Origin of the sequence: Hymenobacter saemangeumensis, assembly GCF_039541835.1 — a bacterium.
GTDB classification, from domain to species: domain Bacteria; phylum Bacteroidota; class Bacteroidia; order Cytophagales; family Hymenobacteraceae; genus Hymenobacter; species Hymenobacter saemangeumensis.
In genome coordinates, this window is the sequence record NZ_BAABGZ010000019.1 from 1 (window position 1) to 17,242 (window position 17,242).

Here is a 17,242-nt window from a genome sequence, read left to right on the forward strand (position 1 = left end):
TTTGCCCTGAAAATTGCCCTCTTCATTTTTGCCCACACCCTCCACCAAGCCGGCCTATAGCCCGCAACTTGGGTTTGCAAGCTGAATCTCACCACCCGATGCCGCTCATCACTCCCGACGACCTGCTTGAAACCCTGGCCAAGCTGCGGCAGCGCGGGCTGCCGTTTCTGCTGTCCAAGCTGCGGCTGAGTGCCCTGGCCCGTACCCGCTCGGCTTTCGACGACCCGGCGCTGCGGGCGGCCAACTGGTGGCAGGTGCCGGCCGTGCGCCGCCGCTGGAACCAGCGCATGACCGGCAGCCCGACGCAGCCCTACGAGCCCTACGTGGCCGAAAAGTACCTGGCGGGCCGCACCGGCCTGCGGCTGCTGTCGCTGGGTAGCGGGGCGGCTTCCCACGAGCTGGCCTTTGCCCGGCTGCCGCACTTTGCCGAGGTACGCTGCGTCGACATCGCGGCGCGGCTGCTGGCCCAGGCGGCGGCCACGGCGCAAAAAGAGGGCCTCCGCAACTTTCAGGCGGAGGTGGCCGACGTGAATGCCCTAGCTATTGAGCCGGGCTCCTACGACGTGGTGCTGTTTCACTCGGCCCTGCACCACTTCCACAACGTGGACGGCGTCGTGGCCCGCGTGCGCCGGGCCCTGCGCCCCGACGGCCTGCTGGTGCTCAACGACTACGTAGGGCCCGCCCGCCTGCAGTGGACGGCCGCCCAGCTGGCCGAATCCAACCGCATTCTGCGGGACGTGCTGCCCCGGGGCTACCGGGTGCGCTACCTCTCGCGCCAGCTCAAAACCAGCGTCAGCGGCCCCGGCCTGTGGCGCATGCGCCTGGCCGACCCTTCCGAGGCGGCCGAGTCGGACCGCATCGTGCCGGCCCTGCGCCGCCACTTTCAGCCGCTGGAAGAAGCCGCGCTGGGCGGCAACATCCTCACGCTGGTACTCAAGGATATTGCCCACCATTTTACCAACGAAGGCAACGCGGAGGCGCAGGCCCTGCTGGCCGAGCTGTTCCGGCTGGAGGATGCTTTTCTGGAGAAGCACCCGAGTGATTTGCTGTTTGGGGTGTACCGGCCGCTGTAAGTGGTAGAAGACTGCTGGCCTGGCCATGGCTTTAGGACAGGATTCGCAGCGAATCCGCATGAATCAGTGGGGAGCCCGCGTAGCGTCCTTCGCGCGGACCATTCTCGAGGTTGAGCACGCCGCGGGGGCAGGCCGTGGAGCACATGCCGCAGCCCACGCAGCTGGCCCGGATGATGGGCTCGCCGCGCTGGGCGTACTGTTTCACGTCGATGCCCATCTCGCACACGTTGGAGCAGTTGCCGCAGGAGATGCACTGCCCGCCGTTGGTGCTGATGCGGAAGCGGGAAAAGTGCTTTTGCAACAAGCCCAGGTAGGCAGCCATGGGGCAGCCGAAGCGGCACCACACGCGGTTGCCCAGGATGGGGTAGAAGCCCACGCCCACCACGCCCGAAAACAGGGCCCCGATAAGGAACCCATACCATTTGGCGGCCACGTCGCCCACCTGGCCCAGGAAGTTATTGCCCCAGCTGTAGTTTACCCATAGCAGGGCAGTAATAATGATGATGGCTCCAAAAATGGGGTAGATGAGCCGCACTTCCCAGCGCCAGGCCTGCCGGCTTTTGTCGGACAGCTGCCGGTAGGGGTCGCCGGCGGTTTCGGCCAGGCCGCCGCAGCCGCACACCCAGGAGCAGTACCAGCGCTTGCCGAAAAAGTAGGTGAGCACGGGCGTAGCCAGAAAGCTCATCATGGCCCCCCAGAACACCATGAACACACCCAGCGCCTGCCCATTTTCCAACAAGTAGTTGACGTCGTTGGGAAACAGGTAGCCATACTTCAGGGGCCAGAAATAGGTGAAGTAAAACTCCGGCTTCTGAAAAAGCTGCAGCAGGCCGGGCAGGATGAAGGCAAAGCCGGTCTGAAAAAACATTACCGACAGCGTGCGAATCACCTGGTAGCGGGAGTGGCGGTATTTCCACAGCGCCCGGCCACCCATGAGCAGAATGGCCAGGGTGTAGAACGTGCCGTAGAGAAACCACTGGTTGGCAGGCTGCCCGCGCAGCCACAGGCTCAAGCCGTCGAGCGGGCGCACCAGGCGCTCCAGATATTCCGGGAACCAGTAGAGCAGCACGTAGAAGCCCGTCAGCACCAGGCCGGTCACCCAGGCTATGCTGCCCCGGCTGGTGCTGCTGCGCAGCCAGAGGTTGTCTTGCTGCACCCCGGCAGGCCGGCGGCCAAACTTCAGCCAGCTCCAGCCCAGGGTGCCGGCACTCACCAGCCCCATGCCCGCGTAAAGCCAGGCCACCTGCCGCCCGGTATCGGCGTCGGCGGCGGTGAGCAGCAAGGCCAGCAGGCCCGCAGCAATCACCGCGAGCCAGCCTTTCTCAGCCGGTGATGTATCTGGAAGTGGTGCAGCTGGGTACATGAGAGGCAATGAAAACGGAAAAGCGCGGCGCAGCTCCTGGTATTAGTGATGGTGGTGCTGGTCGGGTTTACCAAACAGGTTGATAAGGGAGCCAACGATGTACAGGGCCGTCCAGCACACGTAGAGCCAGGGGAAGCCCGCGGGCAGCGGGTTTGCCACCAGGTACTTGATGATGAGATGAGCGGCGCCACTCATTATCACTCCGGTAAGGGCAATGAACTGAAAGCTGTTGAGGGCCGACGGGCGGTATAGCTTGGAGAAATCCACGGGAAAGAGAAAAGGCGAAGTATGAAAGGCAGGCAGACCAGCCGCCGGCTATTTTAGCTTAAACAGATAAGCACCGCTGAGCTGCACGGTGCGCAGGCCCAGCTCGGGGTCGGCCGTGGTGTTGAGCGCGGCGCCGTGGCGTTGAATGATGGGGGAGAAGCCCGCGCTGGCGCTGAGCTGCAGCTGCAGCCGCCCCAGCAGAAAGCCGAATCCTGCCTGCAGGCCCATATCCGTAGAAGCCATGCCACTGCCAAAGGGATGAGTAGGCGTGGCGCTGCCTTTGCTCAGCTGCTGGCTGCCTTGCTCCTCCGTGGTAATGTCGTTGGTCTGGGAGTCGTAAAAGGTTTGGCTGTGGGTTACGGTTCCACCCAGGGGAATGGCGAGGTATGGGCCGGCAAAAATCTGCAGCTCCGGCGAGTAGTCGGGGCTGAACACCAGGTTGACGGGCAGCTCCAGAAAGTTAATGCCAAAGCGCCGGTCGCTGGTGTAGCGGGCCCCGTTGCGGCTGTCGTACTGCGCTTCCAGGGTTTTTACCCTATAGCCTTTGCGCACAAACAGCAAGGACGGCTGCAAGGACAGGTTCCCCCCAAAGTCAAGGCGCATCATCGCACCGGCGTGGGCCGTGTAAATGGGGTCCGACGGCGGGCCGTCGTAGTTGCTCAGCACAGAATAGTTGACGCCGGCCGAGGCCCGGGTAAACCCCACCTGTGGGCCGATAAAAATTTCGGTCTGGGCCTGGGCTGGGGCGGAAAGTAGATGGAATCCGGCAGCCAGGCCGGCGGTCAGCAGCTTGCGTTTCATAAAAAAGTTTACTGGGTAGAAGTAAGATGACCGGTAGCCGGGAGCCAGCGGCTCCACAAGCCTTTTTTTTGCTGGAGTGGCACCGCCAGCTGCGGAAACTGCTTGGAGAAGGCCGCCACAATGGCCTTTTCTTGCTGGGGGAAAAACTCCGGGTCGAAGTTAGCTGCCCCGAGGCGGGCCATAACGTCACGTATTGGCACCTGCTGCCGAATCCACTGCTCGCATACCTCATGGCGCAGGCGCAGGCCCATGCCATTGAAGCCGACTACCGCATGGGGCGCCTCAGCGCGGAAATATACCCGGAAGCCCACCGGCCGGGTAGCATGCTGCCAGTAGAAGCTGCTCAGCTCCTCGGGCAGCTCGGCCGGGGCCTGGCCGTAGGTTTGGTATTCGAGCTGAAAGAACTTGGCCGAGTTATACCAGGGGCCGCGCTGGTAGGGGGTAGGCTGCCCGCAGAGGGTGTGGGCTACGGTTTCGCCCTGCATGCGGCCGGTGTACCAGAGCTGCTCTATGGGTACTTCCCCCGCCCCGGGCCGGCGGTGCTGGGCGCAGTCGCCGGCCGCGTACACGTCCGGGGCGCTGGTCTGCAGCAGCTCGTCCACCAGAATGCCGCGCTCGGTTTCCAGGTCGGCCGTGCGGGCCAGCGCCAGGTTGGGCGCCACGCCAATGGCCAGGCCCACCCACTGACAGGGTATTTCCTCGCCGGTGGAGGTGAGCACGGCCCGCACCCGGCCTTGCGCGTCGCCCAGAATTTCGCGCAGCTCGGTGCCGTAGCGTACGTCAATGTGGTGGCTGCGCAGCTGCTGGTCTACCAGCTGCGCTTCTTCGGGCGGCAGCACGCTGCCCCAGTAGCGGGTGTCGCGCACCAGCAGCAGCGGCTCGATGCCGCGGCTGTGCAGCATCTCGGCTAGCTCCACCCCGATAAGGCCGCCGCCTACCACCACACCGCGGCTAATGCCCTGGGTGTCGCGCGTCATGCTCTCCAGGTCGGGCAAGCTGTAGAGGCCCTGCACGCCGGCCAGGTGCTGCCCGGGCCAGCTCAGGCGCCGGCTTACGGAGCCGGTGGCCAGCAGGAGCTTGTCATAGGAGAGGGTGGCGCCATTATCGAGCTGCACCTGCCTGGTACCCGTATCGAGGTCGGTAGCGCTGGCATGAATAAGCTCCAGGCGGTTTTCGGCCCAGAACCAGTCTTCGTAGGGCTTGATGTCCTGGTAGCGCAGGTGGCCCATGTACACGTACATCAGCGCGGTGCGGGCGTAGTGGTGGGCAGTCTCGGCCGAGACAATGGTAATGCGGGCCGCGGGCTGCAGCCGGCGCACGGTGAGGGCGCAGCTGATGCCGGTGATGCCATTGCCGATGATGACCAGGTGCATGCAGGGAAGTAGAGGAGACGCAGATACGGACTGCTGCCGGGGCCGGATTGGCCGGCCATGCCCACCCAAATGTAGCTTCAAGGGCACACAATTGGTCGGGCTGTCGGTTGTATTGACTACCGGGTATTGCTTTCGCCCCCGCTCACCCTACATTAGTACTTATCCTCTCACCTGTTTTTCCATTGCTATGAACGTTTTGCATTTTCGGAGGCTCTTCATCTCAGGCCTGGCGGCCCTGTGCATCCTGCTCACCAGCCAGCAGGTGACGGCAGTGGCGCCACCCACGCCCAACCTGACGGCGGCCACGGCGGCATTCTTCAAGAAGTTTGTGAATGCCGATGGCAACGTCAACTACGCCGCAATCAAGCGCAACCCGCTGGAGCTGAAAGGGCTGCTGCGTCGCTACGAAACCTTCGATGCCGCTTCGGCTTCCGACGACGACCGCAAAGCGTTTTATATGAATGCCTACAACCTGCTGGTCATTGCCCAGGTAGTAGAGCGCTACCCCCTGGCCTCCGTGGAGAAAGTGCCCGGCTTTTTCGACCGAACCCTGGTAAGCGTGGCCGGCGATAAGCTGACGCTCAACGACCTGGAAAAGCTCAAGCTGCGCGAAGCCTACAACGACCCACGCATTCACTTTGCCCTGGTGTGCGCCGCTAAAAGCTGCCCGCGCTTCAACCGCGATGCTTATACCGGCAACAGCCTCGATGCCCAGCTGACGGTACAGGCCCGGCGCGTGCTGCAGGACCCCCAGTTTATTCGGGTAGATGCAGGAGCGAAAAAAGTGCACGTCTCGCCAATCTTTAAATGGTACGAAGCCGACTTCAAAGCCAGCGGCAAAACCGGGGTGGCGTATATCAACCAGTTCCGCGACAGCAAGACCATTCCGGCTGGCTATGCCGTTGATTACTACCCCTACGACTGGTCATTAAACGACCAGAAGTATTAATTGCTGATGTGCTGATGTGCTGATGTGCTTAGGTGCTTAGGTGCTTAGGTGCTGATGTGCTGGTTGTTTGATGTGCTGATATGCTGGAGTAATGATGTGATTTTGGTGATGAGGTAAGCCTGGGTAGCAGGGGCTGCTTTAAAAGTGGATTTGAAACGGTTTAATCAGGGCCGCGTACTTCCTCCATCAGCACTTAGTACACCAGCACATCAGCACATCAAAAAATCAGCACATCAAAAAATTGCTTCACTCACCATAATCCTTCATCATGCTACCAGATAACTTCTCCGGCGACGGCACCGACCCCAACGAAGGCGAGCACGCCCGCATCACCGAAAACAAGGACTTCCCGCAGAACGAGCAGCTGCAGCGGGAAAAGGAATACCAGCAGGACCAAAGCAACAACAAGGCCAGCAGCGACCCCACTGCCGCCCGCTACATTGGGGCCAATGGCTACCGGCAGCGCAACAACCAGAAAGACCAGCTGGAGAACCTGACCATTCACGGCGACGACATCAACCCCGGCGGCGGCAACGAGCACCATTCCGCCGGCGAGCAGGCCCAGGGCCCCGGCTTCGAAGCCGAAGGCAGCATCGAGCTCGACCACGAGCTGCGCACCCGCGAGCAGCCTTTCGGGGCTAAGGAACCCACCGGCCCGGCCCGGCCCATCACGGGCGATGGCACGGTAAGTAACCCCTAGAAGTAACTAAGCACCATCCCGAGCCAGCGGCCCTGTGACTGCCGATATGTATCGGCAGCCACAGGGCCCTTTTGCTGTAGTGAGCCGCTCGGCTGTAAGCACTTGCGCCGGCCTGCCAGACTACAAGGGTTTACCTGGTGTTCGGGATTCCAGTGCGCTTGGAGAAACAAGTGAAAAAAACGGTGAAAACGATTGAAAGACGTAACAAACTCCTAACTTGCGCAGACTTGGTGAGCCATGTTTACCCTTTTTTTTGCGTCATTCCAACTCAACTTCACCCCCTTTTTTAATTTCTATGAGCAACGAAAATCTACCCACGGACAACGAAAGCTACGACCCCAATCTGGAGGCCGAGGACGAAGAGCTTTCCTCGGGCAATAACCGTTTGGCCCTTATCCTGGGAGGCATCATGCTGCTGCTGGTGGTGGGCTATCTGCTGCTCCCCAAAGGCAAGGGCGACGGACTCGAAGGCATGACCCCAACCTTCATGCTCGATGATGCGGCCGTGACAGCCACGGCCCCCACTTCGGAAGACAGCATTGCCGCCGGCCTGAAAGCAGCGCCGCTGGCTACTGCCACCGCGGCAGCTGCTACCACCACCCGCACCGAGCAACCGGCAGCTGAAGGGACGCCCACTGCGGCGGCCCCCGCCAGCACCCAGGCCGCCAGTGCCCCGGCTGCCTCGCCCGTAGCGGCCGCTGCCAGCCCCGAGCCAGCCGCCGAGGCCCCCGCTCCCGCCGCGGCCCCCGAACCGGCCGCCGCAGCCAACGTCACCCTGACCGGCCGGATTGCGGATGAGAACGGTCGCCCCCTGGTGGGCGCTACCGTCATGCTGCGGGGCAGCAGCAAAGTCACCAGCACCGACGCCAACGGCAACTACTCCATCGACGTGCCCAATAGCGACAATACCCTGGTGTATGGCTACGGCGGCTACAACGACGAAGAGGTGCGTACCCGCGGCAATCAGCCGGTAAATGTGTCGCTGACGCCCAACCCTAACAGTGGCAAGCGCAAACGTCGCTAAAAGGCACGTGCATAAAAAAGCCCGGCTTCCTTATGGGAAAGCCGGGCTTTTTTATGCACGTGCCGCAACTCGAATAAAGCGGAGAGCCGGGCGCCTTGCTTAAAAAGTATTGCCGCAGCCCAACAGCGGGGGAGCCGTTGGGCTAGTGAGACTTTGTTCCAAAGCCGCGGCCGAACAGCCAGTATACGGGCAGGCCCACCGCCACCAGCAGCAGGCCCCGGCGGGAAAACTCGGCCGTATCCGGGGCCATGAGCAGGATAAGGCAGAAGGCCGAGGCCAGCAGCACGTACAGGCCCGGGACCAGTGGGTAGCCCCAGGCGCGGTAGGGGCGGGGGGCCTCCGGGCGGGTGCGGCGCAGCACGAAAATGCCGACAATGGTGATGACGTAAAACAGAATAACCGAGAACATCACGTAGTTGAGCAGCTGCCCGTAGGAGCCGCTCAGGCAGAGCAGGCAGGCCCACAGGCACTGCGCCCACAGCGCCCGGCCCGGTACCCCGGCCCCGTTGAGCCGGGCCAGGCCCGGGAAAAACAGGCCGTCCTTGGCCATGGCGTAATACGCCCGGGCCCCCGACAGGATGATGCCGTTGTTGGCGCCAAAGGTGCTGAGCATGATGAGCACCGCCAGCACGTAGGCCCCGGCCGGGCCCAGCACCGACTCGGCTACGGCCGTGGCCACCCGGTCGTCGGTGGCGTACATAATGCCCCGTCCGTTTACGGTGGCGGCGTCGGGCGAGCCCTGCAGGGGCAGCACCAGCAGATACACCACGTTGATAAGGATGTAGAGGGCCGTGACGATGGCCGTGCCGATGGCCATGCTGCGCACCAGTGTGCGCTCGGGGTTCTGAATTTCCTCGCCGGCAAAGCCGATGTTGTTCCAGGAGTCGGACGAGAACAGGGAGCCGGTCATGGCCATGCCGATGCCAATGACGAGGGCCGTGCCACTGATGGGCACGGTAAGCGCGCTTACTCCCGGCGCGGCGTGGCGGGAGGCCGTCCAGAGGTCGGCGAAGTTGGCCTGTATGGCCTCCGGGTTGAGGCCCAACGCTACGCCAAACACGATGAGCAGGCCCAGGGCCACCAGCTTGGTGCTGCTGAGCACGTTCTGAATGAGCTTGCCGGTTTTCACGCCCCGCGCATTCAGCGCCGTAATGCCCACGATGAGTACAATGGCCAGCAGCTGCACGCTGCTGAACTCGAACGGACCCAGCTTCGCCAGCACGTTTTTCACGCTGAACCACGGCAGCAGCACGCCGGTAAACTTGGCAAAGGCCACGGCGACGGCGGCAATAACCCCGGTTTGGATGACCAGAAACAGCGTCCAGCCGTAGAGAAAGGCCGTCAGGCGGCCAAAGGCCTCGCGCAGGTACACGTACTGCCCGCCCACTTTGGGAAACATGGCGGCCAGCTCGCCGTAGCTGATGGCCCCGGCCATGGTGATAAAGCCCGTGAGCAGCCACACCACCAGCAGCCAGCCGGCCGAGCCCACCTGCCGGGCAATGTCGGCCGATACGATAAAGATGCCGGAGCCTATCATGCTGCCGGTGACGAGCATGATGGCGTCGAAAAGGTTAATGGCCCGCTTAAAATGGGGCTGTTCGGTAGGAGTTTCGGTCATGAAAAAAGGAAAAGGGCTGCGTTGAAGCCGGGAAGATAGAACGAGGAATGGAAACGGGGTGGGCGCTGGTAGAAGGAAAGCACCCAATCCGAAGGGCACGGTCGCTCCCTCCTCGTGTAACACCTAATCCAGGTGGCGTAACCTCAAAGCCAGGAGCTTGTAGCCTTTGGTAAAATACCCGACGTGAAGGGACTTCGTACCCGCCTATTCCTGCCCGCGGGAGGGTAGGAAAGCTGGCGATGCGGGCTGGAAACAGAAAGCCGCTATACTACAGCTGATAACTGACAACAAGGAACTGACAACTATCAGCTCTAAAACTCGCTGCGGTCGTACCAGCTGCGCATGCGCCAGGGTTCGCTGCGGTTGCGGCGCACCAGCACCAGGCGGGCGGTGCCGGCCCCGCTGAACCGCTCGTTGTCGCGCTGCTCGATGGTGAGCAGGAAGGAGCGTGCATCGCTGCATTTATAACATTCTGTGGGCCCCACAAACCTCTAGTTATTTAATATTTAAATATTCATATGTTGAATATAATTTCTACCTTCGCTTTTGAACACAAACTTTCAATACTATATGAACAAACACGGCTTCTTCCTACCTCGTACCCAGCCCTCAAAAAAGTGGCAACTCTGAGGTGGTCCGATTAGGCTGGACAGTTTAGGGCAGTAGTTTTAAGGAATTGTTGGTGAGTGCGATAGGGCGTCTGGTAGTCGATGCTGGAGTGCAGCCGGTCGTGGTTGTAGTAGTCGAAATAGTCCGCGACGCTGGTTTGAGCGTCGGCCAGGTCGGCGAAAACGGGCCACTCGCGGAGTTCGAGCACCTCCGTTTTCAGCCGCGACCAGAGGCTTTCGGCCTGCGCGTTGTCGTAGCACTCGCCGCGCCGGCTCTGGGAGCGGACGGCCCCGTGGCCGTTGAGCAGGGCGCGGTAGGCGTTGGAGCAGTACTGCCCGCCGCGGTCGGAGTGCACGACGAGCCCCGGCGTGGGCGGTTGGGCCCAAAAGGCACGCTGCAAGGCCGTGGTGATGAGCTCTTCGGGCATGGTGGCCATGACGTGCCAGCCCACGACGTGCTTGCTGGCCATGTCCTGGAACGCGCACAAATAGGCCCAGGCGCCGTTGGCCAGCGGCAAATACGTGATGTCCGAGACCCAAACGCGGTTGGCCTGGGTCGGTTTGGGCTGGTCCAGCAGCCGGTTGGGGGCGCAGCGCAAGCCGTGGGTCGAGTCCGTGGTGCGCGGGGCAAAGGCCTTGGGTTGCAAGGCGCGCAGGCCCCGCGCTCGCATGGCCGTGCGCAGGCGCTGGCGGCCCACCCGGTGGCCTTTTTCCCGCAGGGCCACCTGCAGCCGGCGCGTGCCGTAGCGGCGTTTATGGTGCCGAAAGGCCTTGACCAGCGCCGTTTCCCAAGCCGGTGTCTTCGCCTGCCCCACCGCCCGCTGCCGGTCGGCCTGCCAGGCGTAAAAGCCGCTGGCTGGTACCCCCAGCACCTGGCAGAGCCGCCGCACGGGGTAGTGTTCGCGCTCGGCGGCGATGAAGCGGTAGCGGCTCATGGGTTCTCGGTCTGCGAAAAGATGGCAATGGCTTTTTTTAAAATTTCCAGCTCCTGCGCCTGCCGCCGGGCCAGGGCCCGCAGCTGGCGCAGCTCGGCGGCCGTGGCCGGGTCCAGGGCAGGCCCCAATGCGGCGGCCACGGGCGCCTGGGCGGCTTTCTGCCACTGGTAGATGCGCTTGGGGTCGATGTTCAGCGCGCGAGCGGCGGCCTGGGCCGAGCGGCTTCGCTCAGCCAGCCGTAGGGCTTCGGCGCGGAAGGCCGCGTCGTACTTGCGGCGTTTGTCGGGGTTTGGCGTGTCTTTCATGACGAAGGAAAGATACCACCCTAAACTGTCCAGATTTAGCCGACCACCTCATACGACTTGGTACTGATGCGGGCCAGCTTTCGGGGGCGGGTGCTGCCGGCCCGTGGGGCCCCTATCGCGCCCTTGAGATGGGAACTGTTCCCAAACCCTGCCAGCGGGGTTGTTCACCTGGCAAAGCCAACTGACGGGCGGACTGCAACCGTAGAGGTAACTGATTTGCACGGGCGTACTCTGCTGACCCAGTCATTTACCGCCCACAGCACTAGCTGGCACGTGGCAGGCTGGCCATCCGGGCTTTACTTTATTTGGGTAAAAGACCCAACTGGCGCGACAGTTCCCCTCATGGTTGGACGTCTGGTAGTAAACTAGCAGGTATTTATAGCGGTTTCAGACTTAACATTTCTTAATACCTTTACCCAATAAATACTAAAAGCAAAATAGCTCGACCCATAGTTGAGCTATTTTGCTTTAATTAATTAGGCAGAACGGGCCAGCGGCAGGAAGACATCAAACGACCCGAATCAGAACTCGCTGCGGTCGTACCAGCTGCGCATGCGCCAGGGTTCGCTGCGGTTGCGGCGCACCAGCACCAGGCGGGCGGTGCCGGCCCCGCTGAACCGCTCGTTGTCGCGCTGCTCGATGGTGAGCAGGAAGGAGCGCTCTACGTAGGCCAGGGTATCGGAGGTCAGCGTGTCGGAGCTGGGCAGGTACTGCGTCCACTGCAGGTTGGTGCTGCGGGCGGCCCGGAACAGGCGGTAGGTGGTGTTAGCGTCCACGTCGCGGTTCCAGGAGCGGTCCACGTTGGCGGCAAAGTCGCGGTAAGTAAAAATAAACCGCGGGGTGAGCAGCTGCCCGTACAGTGTGGAGTCGCGCAGCTGGTAGGAAGCCCGAAACCGGTCGAAAAAGCCGCGCACCGTCACGGGGTTCCCCAGCAGCTGATTCTGGTCGGTGGGCACCTCATCCAGGGCCGGTGCGAACGGATTGCAGGCACCTGCCAGCAGAGACAGCAGCAGGAGAGGAGCAAATGCGGCGCGCAACACCTTCTTCATGAGGCGAAATATACAACGGGTTGGCGGTTGTTGGTGCCTAGTGCCTAGTGCCTAGTGCCTAGTGCTCAGTGCCTAGTTCTCGGTGGTCTTGCGTCCTCTGTCATGTTGAACTGAATGCAATAGAGCGCAGTACCCCTTCTTTTGAGCTGTAGGGAATGAGATGACCCAATTCCTATGCTGGCCATTGGGCTTTTCAATTTGGCGTATTTCATGAAGAATAACGTACGAGCACTGAGCACTAAGCACCAAACCGGCTAGTGTGTGAAAAAGTAGCGCTTCAAATCGGTCCAGCAGGCACCGGTGCCGGTGCGCTGGTCGCGCCATTCCTTGATTTTCCACTCGTTGTCGCGGCGGCGCACCAGCACCAGGCGTAGGCTGCCCTGCAGCAGGCTGGCTCGAAAAGCCGTGTCCCGCTGGTTTATCCGCAGCTGGTAAAGCGCCGATACTTCTACCGAGTCGATGCTGTAGGGATTGTCGCGGCGGTCGGTAAGCAAGAGGCTGTTGCTGCTGCCGGGGGCAGTCCGGCGGCGCAGGCTGGTGAAGTAGGTGGTTTCTTCGGGCACGCTCCAGTTGGCGAAGATGGCCTGCGATGAGCCCGCGCTGGTAGGGTCGGGCACGAAGCGGTAGCCCGGGGCCCGGAAGCAGCGCTCGTAGTTGGCCACGTTGAGCGTGCGCACAGCCGTGGTGAAGTTGTTGAGCAGGATGTCGACCTGGGTGGGCTGAATCCACTCGCTGGCTACGGTGGCCGGCTCGGGCTCGCGCAGCTGAAAGCAGCCCGCCATACCCAGGCCAGCGCCCAGCAACAGGGCCACTACCCGGAAACGGGGCCAACGGAGGAGGCGACGAACAAGCCGGTGTGCCATGGAAAAATTCAGTTCCTGAGCAGGAAAATGCGAAAAGGTAACAGGCAACTGCCCAGGGAGTGTTCAGCTGCCGCTGTCGTTTTCTGCTTTCTTTAGCCTGAAAGATACGCGGCAACCCGCTGCTCAGGCGCGACCAGAAGGCCGCGGCCGCCGTACTTTCGCCATTCCGCACCTTAACCCGCTGCATGTCCCGCAAGCTCCTGGCGCTTATTTCGGCCCTGCTGCTGCTCACGCTGGCCACCTACGTGTATTACCGGCGCACGCTGGCCGCCGAGCCCGTAGACCCCTACGCGCTGGTGCCCGACGATGCCGTGTTTGTGCTCAGCACCCACGACCACCCTACGCTGGTGCGCCACCTGCAGGAAACCCAGATTTGGGACAACCTGACGGCCGTGCGCTACTTCCAGCAGGCGGCCGGGCACCTGGCCCTGGCCGACAGCCTGGCCCGCGGCGCCACCCGACGCCGGGGCGTGCTGCAGCTGCTGGGCCGCAAGCTCGTTATCACCTCGGTGCACGTGACGGGGCCGGGCACCTTCGATGTGTTGTACCAGGTGCCTCTGGCACGCGTGAGCGAGTACCGGCAGGTGCGCAGCCTGTTCGAAACGCTGGGGCGCGACCCGCGCTTTCGCCTGGCTACGCGCGACTACGAGAACCACGAGCTCACCGTGCTGACCGAGCGCAGCAGCGAGGCCAGCCTGACGGTGCTGAACTACCGCAACCACCTGCTCATCAGTGCCAACCCAGCGTTGGTAGAGGCGGTGGTGCGGCGCCTGGACCATCCCGGGGCCGCCACCGTGCTCAGCCCCTTCGCCAACACCGACCTGCTGAAGCTGCGCGAGCTGGATGCCACCCTGCTGGTAAACTACCGGCGCCTGCCCAAGTTCCTGGACGTGCTGTTTCGGCCCGACACCCACGGGCAGTTCGACCAGCTCACCAGCCTAGCTTCGGAGGGCATGCTGGGGCTGAAGCTGTCCGGCAGCCGGGCCGAGCTGCAGGGCTTTTCCAACCCCGAAACGGCCCGGGGGGCCCTGCACCAGCTGCTGCGCGGGCAGCCGGCCCGGCCGCTGCGCCTGGCCGACCTGCTTAGTACGCGCACGGCCCTGGTGCTGCACCTGGCCGCCACGCCGGCCCAAACCTGGCCGGCAGCACCGGCGAAGACCGATACGCTGGGACGGGTGGCCGCCCTCGACAGCCTGCGGGCCACCCTGGGCGGGGAAATAGCCGTGGCCTACCTGGCGGCCCCCACCGCGGGCAGCCAGCCGGGCCGGCTGGCGTTTGCTTACTGCCCCAACCCGGGCCGCACCAGCCAGTGGCTGGGCCGGCTGCGCCGCCTGCACAACAACTCGCCTTCCTTCACCAGGGTAGGCCCTTACCAGCTAAACCCCATTGGCTTCCCGGAAGCGGCCCTGCTGGGCCCGCTGCTCGACCCGCACGCGCCCTATTCCATGGAAGTGCTGCCCGGGGCCAGCGCCCTGGTAGGCAACTACCTCGTGCTGGGCGACGCCCTCACGTTGAATGCCTACCTCAGCGATGTTGTAGCCGGAAACGTGTGGACGCGCAGCCCGGCGCAGGTGGCTTTTCTGGAGAAAACCCTGCCCAACGCCCGCCTGGGCATCTACGTAGACACCCGCAACAGCTGGAATGCCCTGCTCGGGGCCTTGACCGAGGAGCGGCGGGCGGGCCTGCTGCGCAACGAAAGCCTGTTCAAGCGCTTTCCGCAACTGGCCATGCAGCTGCTGCCGGCCGACAACGAAAACGACCCCGAGGCCCAGTATTTCACGCAGCTGGTGCTGCACCACCCCAACCAGAACCCGGCCCAGGTGCAGGGCGAGGCCGGCGGCAATGGGCGCGGCATCGCCTTTAAGCAGCACCTCGTGGGCCTGCCGACCCTGCTGCCCGCCCCGGGCACCCGGGTGCCCGCCGTTGTTGTGCAGGACTCGGCCCGGGCCCTGCAGTTTGTGAGCGCCGACAATGCCGTGCTGTGGTCTGATACCCTCCAGGGGCAGGCGGTGGGCGTGCAGCCCCTGGCTGGCGGCTTGCTGCTGGGGGCCGGCAACCGCCTGCACCTGCTGGGCAGCGACGGCCGCGAGCTGGCTCCCTTCCCCCTGAATCTGCCGGACTCCGTGCGGGTGAAGGCCGTACTGGCCGCGCCTGGCAGCAGCCCCGGGGAGGCCACTCAGCTGCTGGCCGCTACGGCCGGCAACACCCTGTTTCTGCTCGACGCCCAGGGCCGGCTCTACCCCGGCTGGCAGCCCAAACGCCTGGATTTCCCCCTGGCCGGACTCCCCATGCTGCTGCGCATCAACGGGCGGGCCGTGGTGGTAGCACCGCTAAAAAACGGCTACGTATATGCCTTCGACCAGCAGGGTGGGCTTTATCCCGGCTTTCCGCTCAGCGTAGGCGCCCGCCTGGCTGGGGGGCTGTTTCTGCAGCCCGGCGCGACACTGAGCCGCAGCCGCCTCACGCTGGTAAATCAACACGGCGAGCTGGTGACCTTCAGCCTGGCCGGCGACGTGCTGACCCGTCGGCGCGTGGCTACCTGGAGCCGGACGGCCGAGTTCCGCCTGGTGCCCGACCAGCGCAGCAGCAGCTTTGTAGTGGTGCGCGACGATGCCGGCCGACTCGATATTTTCGTGCCCAATGCCAGCCGCCCGCTGGTCAGCCAGGCGCTGGTAACATCGGGCCCCAAGCCCGTGCAGCTGTTCGATTTCGGCCGTGGTAAGCGGCTATTGGCCATTACCGAGCCAAGCCCAGGCCAGGTTTTTCTGTTCAATGCCCAGGGCAAGCCACTCGGCGCCGAGCCACTGCCCAGCACCGGGCAGGGCGTCGCCCTCAGCTACGATGCAACTTCCGACACGTACCAGCTCGTGCGCCTGGTAGGCAAAGAGCTGCGCCGCCTCGATTTAAAAGTAGGAGAGGCGGGGAAGTGATGGGGTGATGGGGTGATGGGGTGAGGAGGTGATGGGGTGAAGGAGTGATGAAGGAAAAAGGAACGTCATGCTGAGCGCAGCCGAAGCATCTTTACCACGAGAGTATATCCAATCAAATGGAATTACTACTGCGGGCAAGATGCTTCGACTCCGCTCAGCATGACGTTCTGTTTAAGTTTTCACCTCATCACCTCCAAAAATCACCTCCTCAATAAAAAAACATGTCGATTAGAAAGACCGGCCTCGTGGTAGGCAAGTTCTGGCCGCCGCACCGGGGGCATCAGCTGCTGCTGGAAGCTGCTGCGGCCCAGGTAGAGGAGCTGCTGGTGCTGGTGTATGCGGAGCCCGACTCCCGGGATATGCCAGCAGGGCTGCGGGCGCAGTGGCTGCGGGAGCTGTACCGGGGCGTTGAGGTGAAGGATGGACCACAAGTAGACCAGACGCCGTTGCGCATCTTCGCGCTGTCGGCTGAAGCCGATGGAGTGCCGCCGGATAGCGCCGACGATTTCACGCATCGTGAGTTTGTGCGGCAGTGGCTGCAGGCCCGGCAGCTGCGGGTTGATGTGGTGTTCAGCAGCGAAGCATACGGCGAGGGCTTTGCCCGCCACCTGGGGGCCACGCACCAGGCAGTGGACTATGAGCGGCAGCAGCTACCCGTGTCGGGCACTGCCGTGCGGGCCAACCCGGCAGCTTACGCCCGGTACCTGCACCCGCTGGTGGCCGCGCAGCTGGGCGTGGTGCCGCCGGCCCTGGTGCCCCGGGTGGTACTGCTCGGGGCCGAAAGCAGCGGCAAGTCTACCCTGTGCGCTGCCCTGGCCGAGGCCTACGGCAGCGTGTGGGTGCCGGAGTACGGCCGCACCCTGCACGAGCAGAAGCACGCCGCCCTCGACTACGAAGACCTGCTCTACATTGCGCGCCGCCATGCCGAGCTGGAAGACCAGGCCGCTGCCCAGGCAAAACAATTCCTCTTCTGCGATACCAACGCGGCCACGACGGCCCTGTATTCCTACTACTATTTCCATCGCTGCGACCCGGCCTTGCAAGCCATGGCGGCCGTGTGCCGGCAGCGCTACGCCCACACTTTTGTCTGTGCTCCCACTGTACCCTTCGAACAGGACGGCTGGCGTGGTCCTGAAGCCCTGCGCAGCTTTCAGCACGGTATGGTGCTGATGCAGCTAGCGCATTTCGGCATTCCCTATACCCTGCTGGAAGGCAGCGTGCAGCAGAGGGTAGAGCAGGTAAGATTAGTAGTAGATAGAAAGTAACAAAGACGTGTCATTGCGAGGGCGCAGCCCGTGGCAATCCGTCCTGTTCTCAGCGACTAGCCTAAGAAGGTGAAAACCCCCAACGCCAGTGCTGACGTTGGGGCTTTTTTATTCATCAC

Annotated in this window: 17 protein-coding genes; 7 read left to right on the top strand and 10 right to left on the bottom strand. The window is 63.0% G+C overall.

Annotation, left to right across the window (positions count from 1 at the left end):
* The first annotated feature begins 98 nt into the window (after positions 1 to 98).
* Complete coding sequence (locus ABD919_RS09900) at positions 99 to 1,073, top strand: class I SAM-dependent methyltransferase (protein WP_345235840.1); 975 nt, start codon at positions 99 to 101, stop codon at positions 1,071 to 1,073.
* A gap of 31 nt (positions 1,074 to 1,104) precedes the next feature.
* Here the strand turns inward: ABD919_RS09900 and ABD919_RS09905 are convergent, their stop codons facing one another.
* Genes ABD919_RS09905 through ABD919_RS09920 form a run of 4 tightly spaced genes read right to left on the bottom strand, consistent with a single transcriptional unit; the run spans position 1,105 to position 4,877 of the window.
* Positions 1,105 to 2,436 (bottom strand): 4Fe-4S binding protein, encoded by a 1,332-nt coding sequence (locus tag ABD919_RS09905; RefSeq protein WP_345235841.1) that lies wholly within the window; start codon positions 2,434 to 2,436, stop codon positions 1,105 to 1,107.
* 42 nt (positions 2,437 to 2,478) lie between these two features.
* Positions 2,479 to 2,703 carry a hypothetical protein gene (locus ABD919_RS09910; protein WP_345235842.1) on the bottom strand — a complete coding sequence of 75 codons (225 nt, stop codon included), beginning with the start codon at positions 2,701 to 2,703 and terminating at the stop codon, positions 2,479 to 2,481.
* A gap of 48 nt (positions 2,704 to 2,751) precedes the next feature.
* Positions 2,752 to 3,504 (bottom strand): porin family protein, encoded by a 753-nt coding sequence (locus ABD919_RS09915; protein ID WP_345235843.1) that lies wholly within the window; start codon positions 3,502 to 3,504, stop codon positions 2,752 to 2,754.
* 8 nt (positions 3,505 to 3,512) lie between these two features.
* Positions 3,513 to 4,877, bottom strand: coding sequence for an NAD(P)/FAD-dependent oxidoreductase (locus ABD919_RS09920; protein WP_345235844.1), 1,365 nt, complete (start codon positions 4,875 to 4,877; stop codon positions 3,513 to 3,515).
* Positions 4,878 to 5,064: 187 nt separating this feature from the next.
* On the opposite strand from ABD919_RS09920, the gene ABD919_RS09925 reads away from it, so the two are divergent.
* The 3 genes from ABD919_RS09925 (at position 5,065) to ABD919_RS09935 (ending at position 7,550) form a co-directional block, all read left to right on the top strand.
* Positions 5,065 to 5,826 (top strand): DUF547 domain-containing protein, encoded by a 762-nt coding sequence (locus ABD919_RS09925; RefSeq protein ID WP_345235845.1) that lies wholly within the window; start codon positions 5,065 to 5,067, stop codon positions 5,824 to 5,826.
* A 268-nt stretch (positions 5,827 to 6,094) separates the two neighbouring features.
* A complete protein-coding gene (locus ABD919_RS09930; RefSeq protein WP_345235846.1) occupies positions 6,095 to 6,526 on the top strand; it encodes a hypothetical protein in 432 nt (143 codons plus the stop codon).
* Between the two features lie 295 nt (positions 6,527 to 6,821).
* A complete protein-coding gene (locus ABD919_RS09935; protein WP_345235847.1) occupies positions 6,822 to 7,550 on the top strand; it encodes a carboxypeptidase-like regulatory domain-containing protein in 729 nt (242 codons plus the stop codon).
* Between the two features lie 142 nt (positions 7,551 to 7,692).
* Here the strand turns inward: ABD919_RS09935 and ABD919_RS09940 are convergent, their stop codons facing one another.
* From ABD919_RS09940 to ABD919_RS09955, 4 genes are all read right to left on the bottom strand, one after another.
* Positions 7,693 to 9,168 (bottom strand): APC family permease, encoded by a 1,476-nt coding sequence (locus ABD919_RS09940; protein WP_345235848.1) that lies wholly within the window; start codon positions 9,166 to 9,168, stop codon positions 7,693 to 7,695.
* 311 nt (positions 9,169 to 9,479) lie between these two features.
* Complete coding sequence (locus ABD919_RS09945) at positions 9,480 to 9,653, bottom strand: hypothetical protein (protein WP_345235849.1); 174 nt, start codon at positions 9,651 to 9,653, stop codon at positions 9,480 to 9,482.
* Positions 9,654 to 9,808: 155 nt separating this feature from the next.
* Complete coding sequence (locus tag ABD919_RS09950; RefSeq protein ID WP_345235850.1) at positions 9,809 to 10,711, bottom strand: IS3 family transposase; 903 nt, start codon at positions 10,709 to 10,711, stop codon at positions 9,809 to 9,811.
* Positions 10,708 to 11,016, bottom strand: a complete 309-nt coding sequence (locus ABD919_RS09955) for a transposase (RefSeq protein ID WP_345235851.1) — start codon at positions 11,014 to 11,016, stop codon at positions 10,708 to 10,710. The genes ABD919_RS09950 and ABD919_RS09955 overlap by 4 nt, the downstream gene beginning before the upstream one ends.
* Positions 11,017 to 11,082: 66 nt before the next feature.
* Here ABD919_RS09955 and ABD919_RS23970 point away from each other — a divergent pair, with 66 nt between their 5' ends.
* Positions 11,083 to 11,385 carry a T9SS type A sorting domain-containing protein gene (locus ABD919_RS23970; protein ID WP_425556406.1) on the top strand — a complete coding sequence of 101 codons (303 nt, stop codon included), beginning with the start codon at positions 11,083 to 11,085 and terminating at the stop codon, positions 11,383 to 11,385.
* A gap of 152 nt (positions 11,386 to 11,537) precedes the next feature.
* On the opposite strand, the gene ABD919_RS09960 is transcribed toward ABD919_RS23970, so the two are convergent.
* Together ABD919_RS09960 and ABD919_RS09965 are read right to left on the bottom strand one after the other, a co-directional pair.
* On the bottom strand, positions 11,538 to 12,065 hold the full coding sequence (locus tag ABD919_RS09960) for a hypothetical protein (RefSeq protein WP_345235852.1): 528 nt from the start codon (positions 12,063 to 12,065) through the stop codon (positions 11,538 to 11,540).
* A 254-nt stretch (positions 12,066 to 12,319) separates the two neighbouring features.
* Complete coding sequence (locus tag ABD919_RS09965; protein ID WP_345235853.1) at positions 12,320 to 12,928, bottom strand: hypothetical protein; 609 nt, start codon at positions 12,926 to 12,928, stop codon at positions 12,320 to 12,322.
* A 185-nt stretch (positions 12,929 to 13,113) separates the two neighbouring features.
* Here ABD919_RS09965 and ABD919_RS09970 point away from each other — a divergent pair, with 185 nt between their 5' ends.
* Together ABD919_RS09970 and ABD919_RS09975 are read left to right on the top strand one after the other, a co-directional pair.
* Positions 13,114 to 15,858, top strand: a complete 2,745-nt coding sequence (locus tag ABD919_RS09970; RefSeq protein ID WP_345235854.1) for a hypothetical protein — start codon at positions 13,114 to 13,116, stop codon at positions 15,856 to 15,858.
* A gap of 221 nt (positions 15,859 to 16,079) precedes the next feature.
* Positions 16,080 to 17,123 (top strand): AAA family ATPase, encoded by a 1,044-nt coding sequence (locus tag ABD919_RS09975; RefSeq protein ID WP_345235855.1) that lies wholly within the window; start codon positions 16,080 to 16,082, stop codon positions 17,121 to 17,123.
* Positions 17,124 to 17,242 lie beyond the last annotated feature (119 nt).

Coding starts and splice junctions, on each gene's coding strand:
- ABD919_RS09955 (WP_345235851.1), bottom strand. CDS start 11,016: ATGAAAGACACGCCAAACCCCGACAAACGCCGCAAGTACGACGCGGCC.
- ABD919_RS09925 (WP_345235845.1), top strand. CDS start 5,065: ATGAACGTTTTGCATTTTCGGAGGCTCTTCATCTCAGGCCTGGCGGCC.
- ABD919_RS09905 (WP_345235841.1), bottom strand. CDS start 2,436: ATGTACCCAGCTGCACCACTTCCAGATACATCACCGGCTGAGAAAGGC.
- ABD919_RS09915 (WP_345235843.1), bottom strand. CDS start 3,504: ATGAAACGCAAGCTGCTGACCGCCGGCCTGGCTGCCGGATTCCATCTA.
- ABD919_RS09975 (WP_345235855.1), top strand. CDS start 16,080: ATGTCGATTAGAAAGACCGGCCTCGTGGTAGGCAAGTTCTGGCCGCCG.
- ABD919_RS09920 (WP_345235844.1), bottom strand. CDS start 4,877: ATGCACCTGGTCATCATCGGCAATGGCATCACCGGCATCAGCTGCGCC.
- ABD919_RS09935 (WP_345235847.1), top strand. CDS start 6,822: ATGAGCAACGAAAATCTACCCACGGACAACGAAAGCTACGACCCCAAT.
- ABD919_RS09940 (WP_345235848.1), bottom strand. CDS start 9,168: ATGACCGAAACTCCTACCGAACAGCCCCATTTTAAGCGGGCCATTAAC.
- ABD919_RS09960 (WP_345235852.1), bottom strand. CDS start 12,065: ATGAAGAAGGTGTTGCGCGCCGCATTTGCTCCTCTCCTGCTGCTGTCT.
- ABD919_RS09930 (WP_345235846.1), top strand. CDS start 6,095: ATGCTACCAGATAACTTCTCCGGCGACGGCACCGACCCCAACGAAGGC.
- ABD919_RS09965 (WP_345235853.1), bottom strand. CDS start 12,928: ATGGCACACCGGCTTGTTCGTCGCCTCCTCCGTTGGCCCCGTTTCCGG.
- ABD919_RS09950 (WP_345235850.1), bottom strand. CDS start 10,711: ATGAGCCGCTACCGCTTCATCGCCGCCGAGCGCGAACACTACCCCGTG.
- ABD919_RS23970 (WP_425556406.1), top strand. CDS start 11,083: ATGCGGGCCAGCTTTCGGGGGCGGGTGCTGCCGGCCCGTGGGGCCCCT.
- ABD919_RS09900 (WP_345235840.1), top strand. CDS start 99: ATGCCGCTCATCACTCCCGACGACCTGCTTGAAACCCTGGCCAAGCTG.
- ABD919_RS09970 (WP_345235854.1), top strand. CDS start 13,114: ATGTCCCGCAAGCTCCTGGCGCTTATTTCGGCCCTGCTGCTGCTCACG.